Annotated in this window: 16 protein-coding genes and 1 tRNA gene; 4 read left to right on the top strand and 13 right to left on the bottom strand. The window is 53.6% G+C overall.

The window, feature by feature from the left end; translation table 11 throughout:
• Window positions 1-6: 6 nt before the first annotated feature.
• From prfA to argS, 7 genes are all read right to left on the bottom strand, one after another.
• Entirely contained in the window at window positions 7-1086 is a 1080-nt protein-coding gene (gene prfA, locus IDM49_RS04605) for a peptide chain release factor 1 (RefSeq protein WP_168613718.1), read from the bottom strand.
• Window positions 1087-1205: 119 nt separating this feature from the next.
• Entirely contained in the window at window positions 1206-3335 is a 2130-nt protein-coding gene (rho, locus tag IDM49_RS04600; RefSeq protein WP_190725190.1) for a transcription termination factor Rho, read from the bottom strand.
• Window positions 3336-3727: 392 nt separating this feature from the next.
• Window positions 3728-4747: a homoserine kinase gene (gene thrB / locus IDM49_RS04595; protein WP_228008192.1), complete on the bottom strand. Its 1020-nt coding sequence runs from the start codon at window positions 4745-4747 to the stop codon at window positions 3728-3730.
• 106 nt (window positions 4748-4853) lie between these two features.
• Window positions 4854-5954 (bottom strand): threonine synthase, encoded by a 1101-nt coding sequence (gene thrC, locus IDM49_RS04590; RefSeq protein ID WP_190725189.1) that lies wholly within the window; start codon window positions 5952-5954, stop codon window positions 4854-4856.
• 56 nt (window positions 5955-6010) lie between these two features.
• On the bottom strand, window positions 6011-7306 hold the full coding sequence (locus tag IDM49_RS04585) for a homoserine dehydrogenase (protein WP_190725188.1): 1296 nt from the start codon (window positions 7304-7306) through the stop codon (window positions 6011-6013).
• Window positions 7307-7467: 161 nt separating this feature from the next.
• Complete coding sequence (lysA, locus tag IDM49_RS04580; RefSeq protein ID WP_190725187.1) at window positions 7468-8952, bottom strand: diaminopimelate decarboxylase; 1485 nt, start codon at window positions 8950-8952, stop codon at window positions 7468-7470.
• Window positions 8953-10614, bottom strand: coding sequence for an arginine--tRNA ligase (gene argS, locus IDM49_RS04575; RefSeq protein WP_190725186.1), 1662 nt, complete (start codon window positions 10612-10614; stop codon window positions 8953-8955). It lies immediately after the preceding gene.
• A 241-nt stretch (window positions 10615-10855) separates the two neighbouring features.
• Between argS and IDM49_RS04570 the strand changes: the two genes are divergently transcribed.
• Both IDM49_RS04570 and IDM49_RS04565 read left to right on the top strand, forming a co-directional pair.
• Window positions 10856-10928 (top strand) — tRNA-Arg (locus tag IDM49_RS04570).
• 239 nt (window positions 10929-11167) lie between these two features.
• Window positions 11168-12052, top strand: a complete 885-nt coding sequence (locus IDM49_RS04565; protein ID WP_190725185.1) for an alpha/beta hydrolase — start codon at window positions 11168-11170, stop codon at window positions 12050-12052.
• On the opposite strand, the gene IDM49_RS04560 is transcribed toward IDM49_RS04565, so the two are convergent.
• The gene (locus IDM49_RS04560) at window positions 12049-13023 is read right to left on the bottom strand and encodes a GNAT family N-acetyltransferase (RefSeq protein WP_190725184.1); all 975 of its coding nucleotides are present in this window, start codon (window positions 13021-13023) and stop codon (window positions 12049-12051) included. The genes IDM49_RS04565 and IDM49_RS04560 overlap by 4 nt on opposite strands.
• Window positions 13024-13128: 105 nt before the next feature.
• Between IDM49_RS04560 and hrpA the strand changes: the two genes are divergently transcribed.
• A complete protein-coding gene (gene hrpA, locus IDM49_RS04555) occupies window positions 13129-17466 on the top strand; it encodes an ATP-dependent RNA helicase HrpA (RefSeq protein ID WP_228008191.1) in 4338 nt (1445 codons plus the stop codon).
• A 180-nt stretch (window positions 17467-17646) separates the two neighbouring features.
• Here hrpA and IDM49_RS04550 read toward each other — a convergent pair whose 3' ends face one another.
• The gene (locus IDM49_RS04550; RefSeq protein WP_168613727.1) at window positions 17647-18075 is read right to left on the bottom strand and encodes an HIT family protein; all 429 of its coding nucleotides are present in this window, start codon (window positions 18073-18075) and stop codon (window positions 17647-17649) included.
• A gap of 18 nt (window positions 18076-18093) precedes the next feature.
• Window positions 18094-18744: an MBL fold metallo-hydrolase gene (locus IDM49_RS04545; RefSeq protein WP_190725183.1), complete on the bottom strand. Its 651-nt coding sequence runs from the start codon at window positions 18742-18744 to the stop codon at window positions 18094-18096.
• Between the two features lie 162 nt (window positions 18745-18906).
• Here IDM49_RS04545 and IDM49_RS04540 point away from each other — a divergent pair, with 162 nt between their 5' ends.
• Window positions 18907-19329 carry a Fur family transcriptional regulator gene (locus tag IDM49_RS04540; protein ID WP_190725182.1) on the top strand — a complete coding sequence of 141 codons (423 nt, stop codon included), beginning with the start codon at window positions 18907-18909 and terminating at the stop codon, window positions 19327-19329.
• 63 nt (window positions 19330-19392) lie between these two features.
• Here IDM49_RS04540 and IDM49_RS04535 read toward each other — a convergent pair whose 3' ends face one another.
• From IDM49_RS04535 to IDM49_RS04525, 3 genes are read right to left on the bottom strand one after another with little or no spacing between them, the layout of a single operon-like run.
• Window positions 19393-20301 carry a metal ABC transporter permease gene (locus IDM49_RS04535; RefSeq protein ID WP_190725181.1) on the bottom strand — a complete coding sequence of 303 codons (909 nt, stop codon included), beginning with the start codon at window positions 20299-20301 and terminating at the stop codon, window positions 19393-19395.
• The gene (locus IDM49_RS04530) at window positions 20302-21153 is read right to left on the bottom strand and encodes a metal ABC transporter ATP-binding protein (protein WP_190725180.1); all 852 of its coding nucleotides are present in this window, start codon (window positions 21151-21153) and stop codon (window positions 20302-20304) included. It lies immediately after the preceding gene.
• 5 nt (window positions 21154-21158) lie between these two features.
• Window positions 21159-22121, bottom strand: a complete 963-nt coding sequence (locus IDM49_RS04525; RefSeq protein WP_190725179.1) for a metal ABC transporter substrate-binding protein — start codon at window positions 22119-22121, stop codon at window positions 21159-21161.
• Between the last annotated feature and the right edge of the window lie 136 nt (window positions 22122-22257).

Below are 22257 nucleotides of genomic sequence, written 5' to 3'. Positions count from 1 at the left end.
GAGCTCTTATTTCTCCTGGCCCAGAGCCTCGAGTCGGTGAGCTTCGTCCATCTCAATCGCGGACTGGATCACCGGGTCAAGAGCACCGTCAATCACAGCGTCAAGGTTGTATGCCTTGTAGCCGGTGCGGTGATCAGCGATGCGGTTTTCAGGATAGTTATAGGTACGAATACGTTCTGAACGATCCATAGTACGCACCTGAGATGCTCGGTGCGCTGCGTTTTCAGCGTCAATCTGCTCCTGCTGGTGGGCGAGCAGACGGGCGCGAAGAACTCGCATTGCAGCTTCGCGGTTCTGCAACTGTGACTTCTCGTTCTGCATTGCTACCACGATGCCGGTGGGCAGGTGGGTAATACGGACAGCGGAGTCGGTGGTGTTCACAGACTGACCACCGGGACCGGATGAACGGTAGACGTCAATCTTCAGATCGTTCTGGTTGATCTCGATTTCGTCGGGTTCATCAACTTCGGGGAAGACAAGAACGCCAGCCGCTGAGGTGTGGATGCGGCCCTGTGACTCGGTCGCGGGAACGCGCTGCACACGATGCACGCCACCTTCGTACTTCAGGTGAGCCCAAACGCCCTCGGCGGGATCGTTGGAATTACCCTTAATTGCAACCTGAACGTCCTTGTAACCGCCGACATCGGTCATGTTCGACTCGATAATCTCGGTCTTCCAACCCTTAGTTTCAGCGTAACGGGTGTACATACGCAAAAGGTCGCCAGCGAACAAGGAAGCTTCGTCGCCACCTTCGCCGCCCTTAACTTCGAGAATGACGTTACGGCCATCATCCGGGTCGCGAGGAATTAACAAGCGACGGAGTTTCTCTTCTGCCTCGGGAATCTGAGCTTCGATTTCTTCAACTTCAGCTGCGAACTCGGGATCCTCGTCCGCCATTTCTTTCGCTGCTTCGAGGTCGCCTTTAAGACCTTCGTAACGCTTATGCGCCTCAACAATACCGTTGAGTTCTGAGTAACGACGTCCCAGCTTGCGAGCTTTTCCCTGGTCAGCGTGAACCGCGGGGTCTGCCAGCTGCTGCTGAATATCAGCGTGTTCATCAAGCAGAGTCTGAATTGAATCAAACATTTTATGCCTTCTTTTATCTGAGTCAGCGCACCGAGCCTTGTACCACGGCGCGCTCAAAAAAATTTGTGGACTAACGCTAATGAGCACCGCGGTGGTGTTCCGCGGTGCACATCAAGCTGCTAGTCGTTGTAGCCCTTGAACTGTGACTTCTGCACAGAGAGCAAGAATTCTACGTTTGAACCGGTGTCACGGAGCTTGGTAGTCAGCAGGTTCAGTGCCTGCTCCTGCTCCATGCCCGCCAGAACTCGGCGAAGACCCCACATAATCTTGACTTCTTCAGAAGACAGCAGGTTCTCTTCGCGACGGGTACCCGATGCGTTAACGTCGACTGCGGGGAAGATTCGCTTGTCAGCCAACTGGCGTGAGAGGCGAAGCTCCATGTTGCCGGTGCCCTTGAACTCTTCGAAGATGACCTCATCCATCTTTGAGCCGGTCTCAACCAGAGCGGTTGCCAAAATGGTGAGCGAGCCGCCTTCTTCGATGTTGCGAGCTGCGCCGAAGAACTTCTTGGGCGGGTACAGAGCTGCTGAGTCCACACCACCGGAGAGGATGCGTCCTGATGCCGGTGCCGCGAGGTTGTAAGCACGTCCCAAGCGGGTCATAGAATCCAGCAGAACAACAACGTCGTGACCCTGCTCTACCAGACGCTTAGCGCGCTCGATAGCCAGTTCAGCAACAGTGGTGTGATCTTCTGCGGGACGGTCAAAGGTCGAAGCAATAACTTCGCCCTTGACGGTGCGCTTCATGTCGGTCACTTCTTCAGGACGCTCATCGACCAAAACCATCATGAGGTGAACCTCGGGGTTGTTGGTGGTGATAGCGTTTGCGATTGACTGCAGCATCAGAGTCTTACCTGCCTTAGGAGGTGAGACAATCAGACCGCGCTGACCCTTACCAATGGGAGCCACGAGGTCAACCACGCGAGTACCAATCTTCTTAGGCTCGGTTTCCAGACGCAGTCGCTCCTTGGGGTACAAGGGGGTCAGCTTTGCGAAATCGCGACGAGTCTTTGACTCTTCAGGGCTCAAACCGTTGATTGAGGTCAGCTGAACCAAAGCGTTGAACTTCTGGCGACTGTTGTTCTGGTTATCACCATCGCGAGGTGCGCGAATAGCACCCACTACAGCATCGCCCTTACGCAGGCCGTAGCGCTTGACCTGAGCCAGTGATACATAGACATCGTTGGGGCCGGGCAGCCAGCCTGAAGTACGCACGAAAGCGTAGTTGTCCAGGACGTCCAAGATACCCGCTACCGGTACAAGAACATCGTCCTCGGTAATCTCGGGCTCGTCGTTGTCATTGCGGCGGTTACGACGCTCGCGACGTTCCTGGTTGCGGTCACGACGGTTGCGGTTACGGCGGTTGCGGCGATCATCGTCATCGGGGCCGTTGTTATCGCGGTTGTTACGCTCCGACTTATCGTTGCGATCAGACTTTTCGTTCTTCTCGCTCTTGTCATCGTTGTTGCGCTCGCGACGGTCGTTATTACGATCATCACGGTTGTTGCGCTCACGGCGGTTACGACGCTCGTTGCGCTCGTTCTTATCGCCGCGTTCGTTCTTGTCGTGACGCTCGCTCTTTTCAGCGTTTTCGTTAGGCGCTGATTCGTCGTTGGACGCGTCGTCCTTCTTAGCCTCTGACTGCGATGATTCTGCGGCCTCGTTAGCTGAATCGTCAGTCTTCTTGCGACGACTGTCTGAACGTGAACGAGTGCGACGGTTAGTGTTCTCTGAAGAGTTTTCTTCTGAGGACTCAGCGTTCTGCTTGTTGTCTTCGGCCTGGGTATTCGCAGTGTTTTCTGAAGTTTCAGAAGTAGCTTCTACTGTGTTGCCGGTTGAGCTTGCACGACGGTTACGACGTTTGCGAGCGGGCTTTTCTGCCTGTTCAGTCTGCTCGCTCTGAGCCTCGGGAGCTGCTGCTTCAGTAGCAACCTGCTCGCCATTGTCCTGCGCTGATTCACTCTGCGCTTTATCAGCAGCAGTTTTACGCGTGGAACGCTTACGAGCGGGCTTCGAGGAGTTCTCGCTAGCTTCGGTGCTAGCGGTAGCCTCCGGGCGATCAGCCACAGATGAGCCACGCTGGTGAGCGGTAATAGCCTCTACCAAATCTGACTTGCGCATGCGGCGGGCGCCAACGATGCCAAGTTGCGATGCGAGAGACTGCAGCTGAGCAAGTTTCAGGGTGCTCAGGCTAGGGGTCTTGTTTTCGGTGGTGTCCGCACCAGTGTTCTGGTCGGTGGATTCTGCCACGAATGGTCCTTCCCTGGAATGGTCGGTTGGTGGGCAACGCGTACAGATGCGTGCCGGTGCAATGATGCGATAAGTTTCCCGCCCACAGCGTTAGCAGTCTTTCTCAGGTTCAAGAAAGTTCACCAAGAGCTGGTTCACAACGCTGCCTGAAACTATTGGCATGAACATCCAGATTCAACGAGTAAATCGGGTGCCGTCACAGGGATTTGTATGCGCGCGATGAGCTAAAGGAAAACTAAAGACAAGTGTTCTAGATGTTCGCACGGCTATGCTCTAACACTCAAAACATTTTGCACGGTGCGCTGTTGATGATTTACTACTTTCAGAAGAAGTAAATCTTGCGTGAGCAACATCAGAAGTTGCTCAATAACAGCTGAAGTCAACGTGCCAATTTATTTGGCAGATGCGTTTTCTTCTCGTGTAACTATAACACCTTTGGTGTCGATTTCGACAGGTAGCACACGCCACACCAGCTTTCGCTGATCAAAGATGGATGCTGGTGATGTTTGGCTGAAGTGCTCGATGGTGGAAATAACGTTTTCACGCTCTTCTTGACCACGTGTAAATACCATAACGGTGGGGCCAGCACCCGAGATAACTGCCGGGTATCCGTGGCCGCGAAGCACCGCTACCAGGGATGCGCTGGGCTTCATTGCGGTGGCACGGTAAGACTGGTGAAGCAGATCTTGGGTGGCTGCAAACAGGTATTCGGGATGACTGCTCAACGCCTGGCTCAGGAGGGCCGCGCGTCCTGAGTTTGCAGCTGCATCGCGGTGTGGGACGGTCTCGGGAATCAGCCCTCGCGCGACTTTAGTGGGCACCTCATAATCAGGAATAGCCACAACGGGCTTGATGTCAGGGTGTACTGCTACCGGCAGAGAATGCCACCCCTCATTATCACCATAAGAAATGACAAGGTTTCCATACAGCGACGGAGCCACATTGTCAGGATGCCCCTCCATGCCGGAGCAAATCTGCAAAACAGCGTCCTCGCTCAGACGAACTTCTTCAGGGAGCAGTGCATTTGCGGCAACAACACCTGCAACGATAGCTGAAGCTGAAGATCCCATGCCACGTGAATGCGGAATGCGATTATGCGCCGTGATGCGTAAAGTAGGGAGCTCGAAGAGGCCAATAGCCTTCCACGCGGTTTGCATCGCCTTTACCACCAAATGCGAGGCGTCCTGAGGAACCTCCTCGGCACCCTCCCCCGACAGCTCAAACTCAAGACCTTCTTCAATACGAGTAATCGTCAACTCATCAAAATACGCCAAAGACACACCCAGAGAGTCATAGCCGGGGCCAAGATTAGCGCTAGATGCCGGCACGTGCACGGTTACGGAGGTGCCCACCGGAATAATATCTGGGGTGTACTGAGCCTCGTTAGAACCGTCAATCATAGGAATAGTCATGGGAAAACCTTTAAAATTTGAGCCAGAGATAACCTTGAGTTTAAGCAAAAAAGGGAAAGCGTGTGACCTGACGCAAAGGCGGTCGCGCACTTTCCCTCAGCACTGTTTATGCCAGTCCGAGCGCATCCGCTACCGACACAACATCGAAGTCTACCTTGGTGGGCTGAATATCAGAACCATCAGCATTCTTCAAAGCCCACTGCGGGTCTTTGAGTCCGTGACCGGTCACGGTAATCACGATAGTTGAATCCTGAGGAGCCTCGCCAGCCTCAAACTTCTTCAGCAGACCAGCAACGCCCGCAGCTGAGGCGGGTTCGCAGAACACGCCTTCTTTCGACGAGAGCCAGCGATGAGCTTCAAGGATTTCCTCGTCAGTCACAGAGTCAATCAAGCCACCGGACTCGTCGCGAGCAGCTTCAGCCTGAGCCCAAGACGCAGGATTACCGATACGAATTGCCGTTGCAATGGTTTCTGGCTCATCAACGGGGTGACCCAAAACAATGGGAGCTGCGCCTGCAGCCTGGAATCCCCACATCTTAGGACGCTTGGTTGCTACGGGTTCTAGCACGTTACCGTCGCGGTCCTCCCACTTCTCTGAGTATTCTTTGTAACCCTTCCAGTAAGCGGTGATGTTACCGGCGTTGCCCACGGGAAGCAGGTGGTAATCGGGGGCATCGCCCAAAGTGTCAACGACCTCAAAAGAACCGGTTTTCTGACCCTCGATACGGTAAGGATTAACCGAGTTCACCAGGAACACGGGATAGTTATCGGCCAGTTTGCGCGCAATTTCAAGGCAGTTATCAAAGTTGCCGTTAACCTGTAGAAGGTCAGCTCCGTGTGCAATAGCCTGAGAAAGCTTGCCCAAAGCGATCTTGCCTTCAGGCACCAATACAGCACAGCGCAAACCAGCTTGGGTTGCATACGCTGCAGCAGAAGCTGAGGTATTACCGGTTGAAGCGCAGACAACAGCCTGAGCACCTTCAGCTTTAGCCGCAGTAATTGCACTGGTCATACCGCGATCCTTGAAAGATCCGGTAGGGTTCATACCCTCAAACTTGATGTAGACCTTGTTCCCGGTATGAGCGCTCAACGCCGGAGCGTAAATAAGCGGGGTGCCACCCTCGCCCAGAGTTACAGCCTCAACATCATCGCCGAAAGGAAGGCGATCTCGGTATTCATTAACTACGCCCTGCCACACATGCGCCATGGGGTGCCTCGTTTCTTACAAAAATAACTAATAAGGATCAAAAACGGATGAGAGGGTTACTCGCCCTCAACGCGAATGACGCTGGTAATCTCCCGCACGGTATCGAGCGCATCCACCACTGCCATACACTTCGTGAGGTCGGCATCAGTAGCTCGGTGAGTCACGATGCGAATAGAGCTGATGCTGTTTTCTTCATCGCCAGATAAGTGGTTCTGACGGATGGTCTGAATGGACACCGAGTGCTCTGCAAAAATGCGAGTAATGTTCGCCAGCACACCAATCTTGTCCTCGACCTCAAGACCTACCGAGTAGCGAGACACCACGTCCTTCATCGCGGTTGCCTGCAAAGAGGCGTGCGACGATTCGGGAATACCGGGGCCACCCAGAACCATGCGGCGGGCAATCGACACAAAGTCACCCAGCACTGCCGATGCGGTGGGTGCGCCACCTGCACCGGGACCGTAGAACATGAGTTCACCGGCGTTATCTGCCTGTACAAAAACAGCGTTGAAAGCATCGTGAACAGATGCCAACGGATGCTTACGAGGAACCAAGGTTGGATTGACTCGAATGTTCACGCCATCACCATCGCGTTCACACACTGCAAGTAACTTGATAACAAAGCCATCAGCAACCGCGGCCTCAACATCATCTGCTGTCACAGATGTAATGCCCTCAATATGAACATCGTCAATAGTGAATTCAGAATGGAATGCAAGGGAGGCAACAATAGCCGCTTTAGAAGCAGCATCGTGACCCTCAACATCGGCAGTGGGATCAGCCTCGGCATAGCCCAAACGCTGGGCCTCAGCGAGCGCATCCTCAAACTGAGCACCGGTGGTATCCATCTGATCAAGAATGTAGTTGGTGGTGCCGTTCATAATGCCCAGAACACGCGTGACATTATCGCCTGCCAGCGAGTCGCGCAGCGGGCGAATAATCGGGATAGCACCTGCCACTGCCGCTTCATAAGAAAGTTGAGCACCGGTCTTTTTGGCAGCCGCCTGCAACTCCATGCCGTGCTTAGCAAGCAAAGCCTTATTACCTGAGACAACAGATTTTCCGCCGGTCAACGCTCGCAATATACGGGTGCGAGCCGGTTCAATACCGCCGGTCAGCTCAATCACGACATCAGCAGCGTCAATCAACGCATCAGCATCGGTGGTGTATAACGATGCATCAACCTCAAAGTGACGCTTAGCTGAGGTATCGCGAACAGCAATACCAATCAGCTCAACAGGCGCACCAATTCGCTGCGCCAAAGTCTCGGCATCCTGCAGCAGCATGCGAGCTACTTGCGAACCCACATTTCCGGCTCCCAAAAGGGCTACCTTGATGGCCTGATTATTCATGCATCACTCCCGTGATTAGATAAAAAATGTTGAATATTTCGCTGATATACAACTGTAGTGGGCAAAACTTTTTAAAAGCTTTACCCACTACATTATGGTGCAGTATTACACGCATTACCGTATGTTGAGCTCACATTCTAAACTTTGAGATGAACAGGCGGTTAGACAAGGCCCATATCGCGGCGAAGCATATCCTCTTCGGTTTCGCGTCGAACGATTTCTCGAGGTGCTTTATCTGCGCTGGTTGCTACAACGCCCGGCTTCGTCAGGTAGTTGTAGTTAGAGCTCAGCGCAAAGCAGTACGCACCGGTGGCGGGAACCGCCAGAATATCGCCTGCCTGCAAATCTTCGGGCAAATAAACGTAGCGAACCACAATGTCGCCGGACTCGCAGTGCTTACCCACCACGCGTGAGAGAACCTGCTCTCCGGCGGGTGCACGGTTAGCCAGTGTTGCAGTGTAGTCAGATTCGTAAAGAACCGGACGCGCGTTATCGCTCATACCGCCATCGACCGACACGTAGCGACGTACGCGGGTATCACCGTTTTCATCCTCAATAGAAACGTTCTTGATAGTTCCTACTGTGTAGAGAGTGATGCCCGAGGGGCCGGCAATGGAACGACCGGGCTCAAATGACAGGTGAGGAATATCCATACCCAAATTTGCGCAAGTCTTCGAAACCATATCAGCTAACGAAGTAGCCACATCTGCAGAACCGCGAGGATGATCCTCTTCGGTGTAACCAATACCGTAGCCGCCGCCCAAATCAATCTCAGGCATAGTAATACCAAAGCGCTGATTCATCTCGTGCATGAAAGTCAGCACCTTCTCAGCTGCCTTACCAAAACCATCAGCCTCAAAAATCTGAGAACCAATATGGCAGTGCAAACCGCGCAGGTCCAGGGACTGCTCGCGATGAGCAATAGCTACGGAAATTGCCGCATAGCAATCATTGGCGTCCAGGCCTAGCCCAAGTAGTTCTTCCAATGACAGACCTGAAAGACCGCTCGTACCCTCCACCAGCGACTGACCGAATTTTTGATCCTCATGCGCTGTAGCAATGAAGTCGTGAGTGGACGCGTGCACGCCGGGTGTCAGACGAAGCATGATAGGAGCAACGACACCCATCTCAGCTGCCACCTGGGCAATCAACTGCACCTCGGGCACCGAGTCAGCAACGATGCGTCCAACCTTATTTTCCAGAGCACGACGAATCTCAGCCACCGACTTGTTATTGCCGTGAAGAGCGATGCGATCCCCCGGCACTCCGGCACGAAGTGCTATGCCCAGCTCGCCGCCGGATGCGGTATCAATATTGAGACCTTCTTCTTTCGCCCAAGCAGCTACCGCCGTTGTCAAGAAAGCCTTGCCCGCGTAGTAGACCGAAACCTCAGCACCGTGGGCTGAAAAAGCGTCCTCGAAAGCAGTGCAAAACTCGCGAGCGCGGGCACGGAAGGTGTCTTCAGAAAAGACATACTCGGGGGTGCCGAATTTTTCCGCCAACTGGCTGACACGAACGCCGTCCACGGTGAGCTCACCGTCATCGGCGCGGTCAAAGGACTGCGTCCAAATGCGGCGATCTAGCTCAGCGGGGTTTTCCGGGTAAGTCAGCCACTCAGGCTTGTATAAAGCTGCTTCTGCACCCATTTACATCTTCTCCGGAGCAGTCACGCCAACCAGACCCAGTCCGTTAGCGAGTACCTGGCGAGTAGCGTCATTGAGCCACAGGCGGGTACGGTGCAGATCCGAGACCTCTTCTTCGCCCTGCGGTGCAACGCGGGAGTTACCATACCAGCGGTGGTAGGCACCAGCCAGAGTTTCGAGGTAGCGAGCTACACGGTGAGGTTCGCGGAAGTTAGTCGCTTCTTTCACCGCATTCGGGTACTGGCCGAGAACAGCCAACAGCTCTGAGTCAGCGTCCGAGTCAAGCAAGGACGCGTCAAAAGCTGTACGTTCAACGCCAGCGGTCGCAGCGTTTCGAGCAACAGCACAGGTACGAGCGTGAGCGTACTGCACGTAGAAGACAGGGTTCTCGTTGGACTGCTTGGTGAGCACGTCAAGGTCGATATCGATGTTTGAATCAACCGAGTAACGGGTCAGTGAGTAACGCGCCGCGTCAACGCCCACAATGTCGACGAGGTCTTCCATGGTCACAACGGTACCTGCACGCTTTGACATGCGGACGGGCTTACCGTCCTTGACCAAGTTCACCATCTGGCCGATCATGACCTCAACCATATCGGGATCATCACCGAGAGCAGCAGCTGCCGCCTTCAAACGCGCAACGTAACCGTGGTGGTCAGCACCCAGCATGTAAATAGCCAAGTCAGCAGGGTTTTCAGGACGCTTGGTCTTATCTTGGAAGTACGCAATATCGCCAGCGATGTAGGCAGCGTTACCATCTGACTTGATAACAACACGGTCCTTATCATCACCAAAGTCAGTTGACTTCAGCCACCATGCGCCATCCTTGAAGTAAAGGTTCTCTGACTCCTTCAGCTTCTCAAGGAGTTCTTCGACCTTGCCGTTTTCGAACAGTGAATTCTCGTGGAAGTAAACATCAAAATCAACGCCGAATTCGTGCAGTGACTTCTTAATATCACCGAACATGAACTCAACACCGGCAGCGCGGAAAGCTTCCTGAGGGTCCTCAGACTCCAGGGCACCGGGATTAGCCTCAAGCACACGGTTAGCGATGTCGGTGATATACTCTCCACCGTAACCGTCCTCAGGCGCAGCCTCGTTCTTAGCACGAGCCAGCAACGAACGAGCGAAACGGTCAATCTGGCCACCATGATCGTTGAAGTAGTACTCACGCACAACATTCGCGCCTGAAGCCTCAAGGACGCGTGCCAGCGAGTCGCCAACAGCTGCCCAGCGGGTACCGCCCAAGTGAATGGGGCCGGTGGGGTTAGCAGACACAAATTCGAGGTTGATGGTCTTGCCCTCAAGCTCGGTTGTTGTGCCGAAAGACTTACCAGCCTCCACAATAGTCTTTGCCAGTTCGCCAGCAGCAGCCGCATCCAGAACAATATTCAAGAAGCCAGGACCTGCGATATCAACCTTCGTCACGCCATCAATCTGCTGAATGCGCTCGGAGAGAATAGTCGCTACCTCACGCGGGTTCTTACCGACCTTCTTAGACAGCTGCAAAGCAATGTTGGTAGCCCAGTCACCGTGGTCACGGTTCTTAGGACGCTCAACCTTAACCTGCGGGCGATCAGCGCCCTCAACAAGTTCAAGCTGACCTTCAGCCAGCGCTTCATTCAAACTATTTTCAATTGCGAGTGATAATTCTTCGGGAGTCATACCCTCAGTCTACCCGCACATCGCCCTTTGATAACAGCTGAAACAGGGCAAGACTTGGTCACTTGCCCTCCTCATCTGGTAGTATGGCGGGGTGTTATACCGGTAGGTGTGGCGGCTACACTCGTGGCTCAGCTACGCATTGATTTTCCGAGCAAGCGAGGAAACAAAAATCAAGGCGTAGAACAAAGCGCCAGCTTTGCCATCCGCTGAGCTACCACCGGCAAAACTAAAATAAATATAGGCCCCCGTAGCTCAGTGGATAGAGCACAGGTTTCCGGTACCTGGTGTCGAAGGTTCGATTCCTTTCGGGGGCACATAACATCCCAGTACAGATTTTTCTGTGCTGGGATTTTTTCTTGGCCACGCGCTAACCCTCGAGATCCTGTTTTGTCGCCGAAATCCTGGTATAAATCAGGATTTCGGCGACAAAACAGGATCTCGGCTCATAACAGCCGCATGTACGCGTCCTTTTTGAATATGATGGTGGTCTCATGAATCCTGAGGTTCTTGCTGATTGAACCACTACCCCCGTTGATTGGAGCGAGCCCTTCTAATGACACCGCTCACCGGTTTCTACACACCTAACAACGACGTCAGTCATGCCTTCGATTTCTACCCGCCGCAAGCATCCTTGCACGGTACTGAACGTGCACCTCTCATGATTTATATTCACGGAGGAGCGTGGCGTTACGGTGATAAAAGTAGCGCGGAAAATTCACTGTCCGGTGCGCATAAACTCCGCATCGCATTTACTGCAGCTGGCTTTGCGGTTGCCTCGATCAATTATCGTCTCTCTGACATCGCTCAGTTTCCCGCACAGTTGCACGATGTGAAAGCCGCCGTTAGGTACTTCAAAGAACACGCTTTAGAGCTAGGCATTGATGCGTCCCGCATCGTCGTTGCTGGTGGCTCAGCCGGTGGGCACTTGGCTCAACTCTTGGCTGGTACAGGACACTTGAAAGATGCGTATTCAGAAGGTGCGGCTCCTGATACTTTGTCAGATATTCAAGCTGCGATTAGCATCTACGGGGTCAGTGATTTGCGCACGATTTTTGATGACCGAGTAGCTTGCGGTTTTAGCGGCGAACACCCAGAAGATGGAGACGCTGAAAAGCTACTTTTGGGCAGTGCTTACCCTGCGCCCCGTGGTTCTGATGCTGAGCAGGCGTGGGCTACCGCGCATCCTATTGACTATGCTCAGCTGGCAAGCCCAAGCGGCACACACCAGCACGCGCCCCTATTCTTCGTACACGGTACTGCAGATTCTTTGGTTCCGTGGAATCAATCATCCAAAGCATTTACAGCACTAGAGAAACACGGCATCGAGACGCAATTGAAATTAGTAGAGGACGCAGAACACGGCGATCCCGCGATTTACGCGAACCCCCTGCTGCTACAGCAGATTGTTGCGTGGTCGATCGTGCAGGTAGGGCTTTAGTCCGCCACTATCTCGACTTCAAACCCCTGGGAGTTCTCAAGGTAGAGAGCCATGTGTTGCGAACCTCCCGCATGAGGGTAACTCTGCCCAAACAGCTCTTCCCAACCGTGTTGACGGGCATCAGAGCGGACTCGGTCCAACATATCCTTCTCACGAACCCTAAACGCTATATGGTTTAGACCTGCGTTCATACGGTTATGACACGCTTGCACATCAGGTGATTGTTCGAGGACGCAGTAGGTAGAGCTTATCGGGTCTTGGAAAGAGACCCCGTTGGTCCAGTTATCTAAAACCCTCCACCCTAGTTGTTGAAATAGCCAGGTCCACGCAGGAAGATCGTGAGAAAAATCTGAAACCCATAGCTCAATATGGTGTAATCCGCCATTGCGCGCGACACGTGTAGGGCCAGTCGCTAAGCGGCCGGCTGTAATGACGTCTACAGGCGTTCCATCTACCAGAAACTTTTCACGCTCGCACCCTTCAACGCTGAAACCGGCGAATTGAGCGACAGATGCTGAGGTAGGGTTATTAGCCCGATATCCCAGTTCAAGTCTGCGCAAGCAAGGACTCGGTTGAGCTACAAGCTCCGATATATCAGCAGTCATTAAATCACTAGTGCCGAGCTCGGTATTCCCTAAAGCCCAGTCACACACCTGCTTGACAAGGTGTTTCATGATGCCTGAACCGCGTAAGGGTGGCACGTTCCAATAGAACACCCATCCCCGATCGAAACCTGAATCGGATATCCCGGAGTACGTCACGCCGATAGCCCCTACCGGTTGCTTGTTAGCTTCAACGCACCACACAGCTCGTTCTGCAGACATCGCATACTGTTCGGCAATAAGACGACGTGCATCTTCGGCAGAGACCAGTTCATCCATTTGACGATGGATATCAGGATTCTGAACGTAAGCGTCTAGAAGTCCTTGCGCGTGACGTTCATTCCACATGGTCAGAAGAAAATCAGTCATGTCTTCGCCCTTTCTACCCTGTGTTCTAAGAATCTTCTCACGTTCTGCGCCCGCGCTGTGGCTCATAGTCAAATTTGACCTGCTCGCACTAAAATAGTGTGCAGTATGTCTAATTCTTCTAAGCCTTCTTTAGCCTCAGTCGCATCCGCAATGCACGCCGCACCCACGCATCGTTCTGAACCGCAGCCCGGCGCCAAAGAACAGCGCGCCAATACGGACGCGCCGCCCGGCGAGCGCGGCAAGCGCACCTCCAGCGACAAGCGTCGTATGCCCCGCAATCCTGGTGGTCAGCGGCGCGGCAACAAGCAGCCAGCCCGTTTTGAAAAGCCGGTCGTCACGCTCAATCTCGATGAGATTACCTACCCTGAGTCCCTACCCGTTTCAGCGCGCCGTGATGACATCATGGACGCCATTCGAGACAACCAGGTGGTTATCATCGCGGGTGAAACCGGCTCGGGTAAGACCACCCAGATTCCCAAGATGTGCCTGCAGCTGGGCTTGGCGGACAACGGCTTGATTGGTCATACCCAGCCCCGTCGTCTGGCAGCCCGAAGCGTCGCTGAGCGCATCGCCGAGGAGTTGGGCGAGAAACTTGGTAACACTGTGGGTTACCAAGTGCGCTTTACCTCTGAAGTCTCAGAAAACTCAGCGATCAAGCTGATGACAGACGGTATTTTGCTGGCTGAAATCGCCAACGACCGCGAGCTCAAGAAGTACTCCACCATCATCATCGATGAGGCTCACGAACGTTCACTTAACATCGACTTTATTCTGGGTTATCTGAAGCGTCTGTTGCCCAAGCGTCCCGATCTCAAAGTCATTATCACCTCGGCGACCATTGACCCCGAGCGTTTTGCCCGACATTTTGCGCCTTCTTTCGTGCCCGGTGAAGGCATCGTTGATGATTCACTCTCTCCCGAAGAGAAGGAAGTTGCTGAGCAACTTCTACCCGATGATGCCCCGCCGATCATTGAGGTCTCCGGTCGCACTTACCCGGTGGAAATTCGCTACCGCCCGCTGTCTGATCCACGCACAGGCGACGGCGGCGAGGACGCCGACGACGCGGGCGACGGATTAGACGATGATGACCGCGACCCTATCGACGGCATTTTGGACGCCGTTCGCGAGCTCTCAGAAGAAGAGCCTGGTGACATCCTCATTTTCTTCTCGGGTGAGCGCGAAATTCGCGATGCTGAGGACGCTTTGCGTTCGCTGGTGACGTCGTCGCGTCGTTTCGGAAACTATGAAATTCTGCCGCTCTATGCCCGTCTGTCCATGGCAGAGCAGCACCGCGTCTTCCGACCTTCGGGGAAGCCGCGCATCGTGTTGGCAACCAACGTTGCTGAAACATCGCTGACGGTGCCCGGCATCAAGTATGTGATTGATACGGGTACTGCCCGCATCTCGCGTTATTCAGCTCGCACCAAGGTGCAGCGCCTGCCGATTGAACGCATTTCGCAGGCGAGCGCTAATCAGCGTTCTGGACGCGCTGGCCGTACCTCTGACGGTATTGCTATTCGCTTATATTCCGAAGATGATTTCGCATCACGCCCCGAATTCACCGACCCCGAAATTCTGCGCACCAATCTTGCTGCTGTTATTTTGCAAATGACCTCTATCGGTGTGGTTCGTGCGCCCGGTGATATTGAGAAGTTCCCGTTTGTTGAGCCGCCTGAGCAGCGTGCTATTAACGACGGCGTTAACCTCTTGCGTGAACTGGGTGCCCTACGCGAGCGCAAGCATTCGCACGGTCACAATCGTCGTGGAAACTCACCTCTGTCCGCAGTCGGACGTGCCATGGCGTCGCTACCGGTTGACCCGCGTCTTGCCCGCATGATTGTTGAAGCCAATAAACGCGGATGCGCCAAAGAAATGATGGTGCTTGCGGCGGCGCTGACCGTCCAAGACCCGCGCGAGCATCCTGCCGAAAAACGCGGCGAAGCCGATGAGCTCCACAAACGCTACACCGATGAAACTTCAGACTTTATGAGCTTCCTGCTACTGTGGAACTTCCTCAACGAAAAGCAGGACGAGCTGTCTTCGAGTCAGTTCCGCAAGATGTGCCACCGCGAGTTCATCAACTTTTTGCGCGTTCGTGAATGGCAGGATCTGTTTGCGCAGCTGCGTGAGATGGGACGCGGCGCCGGCATGAACGTGAGCGGTGGACGCGATATCTCCCCCGCTGACCACCAGGACGAAATCCATAAGTCACTGCTCTCTGGCCTGCTCTCCCATATTGGTCTGAAAGACGAACGCAACCCCAATGAATACCTGGGCGCTCGCGGTACCCGTTTTGCGATTTTCCCCGGCTCGGCACTGTTCAAGAAGCGTCCTGACTGTGTCGTTTCAGCGGAGCTCGTGGAAACCAGTCGCCTGTGGGCGCGCGTCAATGCCGACATCAAACCCGAGTGGGTTGAAGAAGTCGGCTCTCACCTGGTGAAGCGTCAGTACTCAGAGCCACATTGGTCGTCCAAGCTCGGCGCCGTCATGGCACACGAGAAAGTCACCCTCTACGGAGTGCCCATTATTGCCGACCGCCGTGTGCAGTACTGGCGCATCGACCCAGTAACTGCCCGCGAAATGTTCATTCGGGCAGCCCTTGTTGAAGGCGACTGGAACACGCGTCATCACTTCTTCAAACGCAACCAGAAAGCTCTGGCAGCCGTCGAAGAACTTGAAGCACGCTTGCGTCGTCGTGACTTACGCGTCGATGACCAAACGCTCTTCGACTTCTACGATGCGCGCATTCCCGCTGATATCGTCTCTGAACGCCATTTTGATAAATGGTGGAAGGACGAACGAACCCGCAACGAGCACCTTCTCGATTTTGATCTCGAAAATCTCATTGATGAGGACGCTGCTAACTACGATGAGTCGCAGTTTCCCCGCACCTGGACCCAGCACAGCCCCAATGGCGAGCTGGTTCTTGATTTGCGGTACGAATACGCGCCGAGTGTATCGGTGGGCGGCGTGCGTTCTCATGAGGCACAAACAGACGGTATCGCGGTACAGGTGCCGATTCTCTTTCTCAACCAGCTCGAACCTGAGCCCTTTAAATGGCTGATTCCTGGCCTTCGCGAAGAACTTGTGACCGCGCTGATCAAGTCCATGCCTAAGCAGATTCGCAAGAATTTTGTTCCAGCACCGGATGTTGCACGCCAAGCAGTAGCCGCGATGAGCGAGGAGTTCTCCCCACTTGAAACTTCGATTGAAGAAGCTCTGGCTTTAACCCTGCGACGCCTACGCGGCCATGTTGTAGACCCGCAGGTCTTCAACTGGGACGCTGTCCCTGCTCATCTGCGCTTCACTTTCCAGGTACGCAACCCGCAGAACAAGATTCTCGGTGAGGGCAAAGACCTGAAAGAGCTTCAGGGCAAGCTACACACCGAGATTCGTTCTGCGCTGGCGGCATCGTTAGGGGCATCCCCCGATGCTCTGGCAGCGATGATGGGCGGTAAGTCAGCTACTCAAAAACCGGGTAAGAATACCGGCAAACCCGGTCAGCCCGGCAAGAAGCAGTCCCCTGTTCCCTCATCCGCGCAACCAGCGTCGCACGGTGTTGTAGAGCGTAGCGGCCTCACCGAATGGCCTCAGAAGGATCTGCCCCGCAAGATTGAGCGCACTATCGCAACCCAGGCGGTATCGGGCTATCCCGCTCTGGTAGATGAAGGCAAATCGGTGGGCATTCGCATCTTCACCTCAACACACGAGCAAGACCGGGCTCAGCGTAGCGGTGTTATTCGCCTCTTGCAGTTGCAGGTTCCCTCCCCCGTGCGCTACGTGAGCGATCATCTCAACAACAAAGAGAAAATCGTCTTCACCCAGAACCCGCACGGCTCAGTCGACCAGCTTATCACCGACTGCACAGTGGCTGCCGTCGATAAACTGACGCCCGCGTCCGCGCCCTTTACCAAGGGTGAGTTCGATGCGCTGTTCAACACAGTCCGTGCCAATCTCATTGATACCGTCTTCGACGTCACCAAGCTCGTGGCCGAAATTCTCAGCGAGGCCGGCAAGGTACGCAAGATGATCAAGAAATCTTCATCGCTGGCTGTTGTACACGCCATGAGCGATATGAAGGGACAACTAGATAACCTGGTTTACCCCGGTTTCGTGGCGCAAACAGGCTACGACCAGCTGGTGCATATGCCGCGCTATCTCAAAGCAATGCAGTCCCGCATTGAAAAGCTGGTGGGCGCCAACGTCAACCGCGATAACCAGCAGATGCTGATTGTTCAAGATCTTGAGGACGCCTACGATGCGGCTATCAAATCGTTGCCAACGGGAACATCGCCCTCTCGCGATCTTGAGCGTGTGGAGTGGATGATTGAAGAGTTGCGCGTGAGCTTCTTCGCCCAAGAGTTAGGTACCGCTTATACCGTGTCCGAAAAGCGCATCTCTAAGGCACTGCGCGAAGCTGTAGAGGCGCTGAAGAAGGGCTAGACTCTCTACTCTGCAGGGGTAACAAAAATCCGGTGTCGTTGATGTCAACGGCACCGGATTTTTCTAGAAATGGTGGTTACAACGCGTCTGCGAGAATGCTGATGGTCAACTTCCCTTAAACGCCAGCCCCGAGCCAATTGACCATCAGCATCCCGCGACGCAAAACATTCAGCTCACGCTCTAGCTTTCAGGAACGAACTCTCCGAAGCCAGCATCCCGCAATGCTACGCGAATCTTTTCCGCTGATTCATCCATAACGGCTGAGTCGGGGTTTGAATCTGCGTTAGCGAAGTTGAAGGTTTGGAAGTCGTTGGCCGGGAATACATGAACGTGAACGTGTGGGACGTCCAAGCCGACAATTTCGACGCCCACCTTAGTGGGATTCCAGACGTTGTTGATAGCGTTACCCACCTTGTGCGCCACATCAAAGACGTGGGCTGAAAGGTCCGCGGGCATATCTACCCAGTGCTCGATTTCCTGGCGAGGCACCACGAGTACGTGGCCCTGCGCCAAAGGCTCGATGGTCAAGAAAACAACAGCTTTCTCGTCCCTCCACACAAAGCGTCCGGGAATTTCGCCTTCAATGATTTTGGTGAATACAGTGGACATGTCTTCCTCCGCTCAAGTTTAAAGCTCAACACTTTCTTCGGGGTCAAGGTGGGCGTAGGTGACACCGTAGTCCGCGGTGAGGTTGGTGACCTGAGTTTCGATGAGGTTTCGACCGTTGTCAGCCAAGAGCGAGTCGTGAATCGGGTACACCTGAGGCGCGCGAACTGAAATCACAAAGTCGATGACTTCGCTCATTTTGTTCCACGGTGCGTGGATGGGAGCGAGCAGGGTCTTTGCCTGGATTCCGTGAGGCACGGTGAATGAATCGCCGGGGTGGAACACGTTGTCGTTGACCAAAACACCAACGTTATCGATAGTGGGTACCAACGGGTGAATCAGTGCGTGCTGACCACCGTAGGTCTTCAGGGTAAAACCTTCTAGCTCAATGGTTTCTTTAGCATCAGCCAGCTGGACTTTAGCCTCGGGAAGTTCCTTGGAAACCTCATCGATAACAGCCTGAGGTGCGTAAAGAGGAACTTCGGGATTTTCCTTCAAAAATGCGATAACACGCTCAGAATCAAAGTGATCAGGATGCACGTGGGTGATGAAAATATAATCTGAGCCGTCCAGTGCCTTCTCAACTTCAGAGAATCCACCGGGGTCAAGAACCAACGTTTTGCCTTCATTTTCAAGACGAACACATGAGTGAGTGTATTTAGTAAGTTTCATACCTCAACCCTAGTCCACGGTGTCAGTAAATTCATCTGACTTGCGGCAACAAGCTGGCTTATTTCTTCAACAATTCGCCGAGAGGTGAGAGAGTCTGCGGAATATTTCTCGCTCCGGTAAAGTTTACTGAGAAAAAGATTTTCTACCGCTAAGGACGATGCTATGCCTCAAACTAAGTCAGATGGTAAGCCTGAAATCCGCAATACTAAGCAGCGTCGCATCGTCAATGCGACCCTCGCTGATCTCGATGATTTCATGAGCGCTCAGGAACTTCACCAGCTCATGGCATCTCGTAACGAGTCAGTCTCTCTAGCAACTACTTACCGTATTTTGCAGTCCATGGCGGCTAACAATGAGGTGGATGTTATTCGTACTGAAGATGGTGAGTCCATTTATCGCAGGTGCGAGGCAGAGCATCATCACCACCACCTGCTGTGCCGCAATTGTGGCAAGGCGGTAGAGCTTGAGGCTCCTGCTATTGAGGAGTGGGCTCATTCTATTGCGGCGAAGTACGGGTTTACTGATCTCTCACACGTGGTAGAGATTACCGGTCTGTGTAAGGAATGTTCAGAAGCAGCCCGTTAGGTCTAAAACAGCAAATAATGGGGGCGGCGACTCGAGATGTCACCGCCCCCATTCTTTATGTTTCTAGGACGCCACTTTGACGGCACCAAGATGACGTCCCGATGCGCTGTTGCGGCGTTTGTAGCCACCGATGATGCGGCAGATAATGTAGATAATGAATGAGATAGTGGTGACGTAGGGGCTGATGGGCAGCGTGCCTGCCAACGCCAGCATAATGCCACCGACGATTGCAAGTTCAGCAAAAATTACTGAGAAGATGAGTGCTTTGAGTGGGGACGCGGTCACCTGCAGTGCGGATGCAGCCGGGGTGACGAGCAGGGCAAGTACCAAAAGCGAGCCGACAACCTGTACTGACAGCGCGACGGCAATGCCGAGAATGACCATAAATGCTAGGGACAGGAAGCCCAGCGGCACACCTTTAGCGCGAGCCACGTCAGGGTCTACAGAGGCGAACGTGAGGGGACGCCACAGAGCTACCAAAGCCGCGATAATCACCACCGCACCAATCATCATGGTGCCCAGCTGCGAGCCACTAATTGAGACAATCTGGCCGGTGAGCAGGGAGAACTTGTTGGCACTGCGTCCTTCATAGAGCGACAGAAAGAGAATACCCAAACCTAACCCGAAGGGCATGAGCACGCCGATGACTGAGTTAGACTCAGCGCGTTGCACACCCAAAAGACCAATCAAGAGAGCCGCAACGATCGATCCCACCAAAGAGCCTGTCACCACGTTGAAACCTAGCAACAAGAACAAAGCCGCGCCGGCAAAAGAAATTTCAGCGATGCCGTGCACAGCGAACGCGTGGTCGCGCATCATAATGAACATTCCCACAAAGCCACCGATAACGCCCAGGACAGCACCGGCCCAAATAGAATGGCTCAGCAGGTCAACGAGCTCGCCGTAGCGGTCAAATACAAAGATGCGACTGAGCAGATCACTAGCAGTTACTCCAAGTACAAGAGAGTTCAATTAGTGATGTCCTTTCGCTGGGTCTGCAGGAAGCGCGTGCTCTAGCCCCTGGTGCATTTCGTGTTCAGCGTTTTGATCGCCGCCAACTACGATGTAGCGTCCGTTGGATCGTATGACTTCAACATGGGTTTGATACAAATCGCTCAGCACCTCAGAGGTCATCACTTGCTCAACTGTGCCCACGGTAAAACGTCCATTTGCTAGGTAGAGCACACGATTTACGTGATCGATGATTGGATTAATTTCATGGGTCACGAAGACAACGGTTGCGTTATGTCGCTTGTTGTACTGGTGAATCAGATCAGAGACAGCGTATTGGTGGTGTAGATCCAGCGAGAGCAGGGCTTCATCGGCAAGTAGAATTTGCGGATCGTTTGCCAGGGCCTGAGCAATACGTAGACGCTGCTGCTCACCACCCGATAAGAGACCAACGGGTACATTAGCGTATTCAGTTGCGCCGACAGCTTCTAAGAGTTCATCAACCTTTGACCGGTACGATCTCGTGTTGAGGCGAATCCCCCACTTGTGCCCGTCGATGCCTAATCCCACGAGGTCTCGAGCTCGCATGGGTGTATTTTGACTAATGCTTTTTTGCTGAGGCACATACCCCACGCCGGGGTTACCGGCACGTGCAGGCGCACCAAGCACCGAAATCTGACCACTGTTCATGTGGGTGAGACCCAGAACAACTTTCAAAAATGTTGACTTTCCTGAGCCGTTAGGTCCGAGCACTGCAAAGTACTCGCCCTGTTCGACTCGAAGGTTGAGGTCTTGCCAGAGGTCGCGCTGACCGAAGGATAGCGCACCGTTAGCTATTTCGATGGACGCGGGCGCGTGCTGCACATGTGTCATAGGTTCTAGGCTACTGCCTTCTTCACGTTTTCTACATTGTCGGTCATCCACTGAACGTAGTCTTTGCCTTCGGGCAGGGTTTCTGTGAATGATTCGGTGGCCACAGATGAATTCTCAGCGGTATCACGAATTTCTTTGGTCTGACTGGTTTCGGTCTGCTCGTTGTAGGCAACCAAATCGAGGTTTCCAGCAGTGATCAGATCTTTGATTTCTTGCATGGTCAGCGGTGCTACGTCAGAGTCCGAGTCAATAGCTGCCACAAAGTTTTCGGGGGTTACGTTCTGCATACCCGCGGTTTCCAGCAGGTAGTTGGGTACAGGCTCGGTGGTCACAAACTTTTTGTCTTGAGCACCAGAATCTTTGGCAGATGCTTTGATGGTATCAAGCTTCTGGTCAAACTCTTCTGCAGACTTTTTGTAAGCTTGAGCGTTCTCGGTGTCGAGCTCACCCATATCGGTAGCTACCTGATCAGCTACTTTTTTCATGGTTTCAAGGTTATACCACATGTGCTCGTTGAATTCGTGGTCGTGCGCGGTATGCTCGCCTTCCTGATGAGCTTGGTTGTGCTCTTCGTACAGCTCCTTGTACTCATCATCAGAGATCATGCCGGAGAGCTTAACGGCGTTGACGCCCTTCTGGTCGGGGTTATCCTGCCCCACCATCTCTTCAGCGAAAACGTCGTATCCCGCTCCGTTGTACACTACAACGTCAGCGTCCTTAATGGTCAGACGGTCGTTGGGGGTTGATTCGTATGAATGGGGGTCCTGACTGGTGGAGTTGATAATGGAGGTAACTTCAGCCTTATCTCCGACCACCTGCTTGGCGATATCGCCGTAGACGTCCGTAGTAGCTACAATCTTCAGGCTGTCATCCGATGATCCGGATGCGTTGCTATCCCCCGCTGAACAACCAGCAAGTGCAAGGGCTGCTACGGAAAACAGGGCTACATTATTGAGCAACTTGGACATTTTTAGAACTTTCTAAACGCGAATCATTTTCAAATAGAGCTTACTTGCTCCCGCAACCTTTTTGCAATATAAGCCTGCGTACTTCAGAACACACTGAATACAACGGAAGAGTCGACGCCGGTATTCCAGCATCGAC

Origin of the sequence: Rothia terrae (assembly GCF_014705925.2) — a bacterium.
Taxonomy (GTDB): Bacteria; Actinomycetota; Actinomycetes; order Actinomycetales; family Micrococcaceae; genus Rothia; species Rothia terrae.
This window is presented reverse-complemented; position numbering and strand designations above follow the sequence as displayed.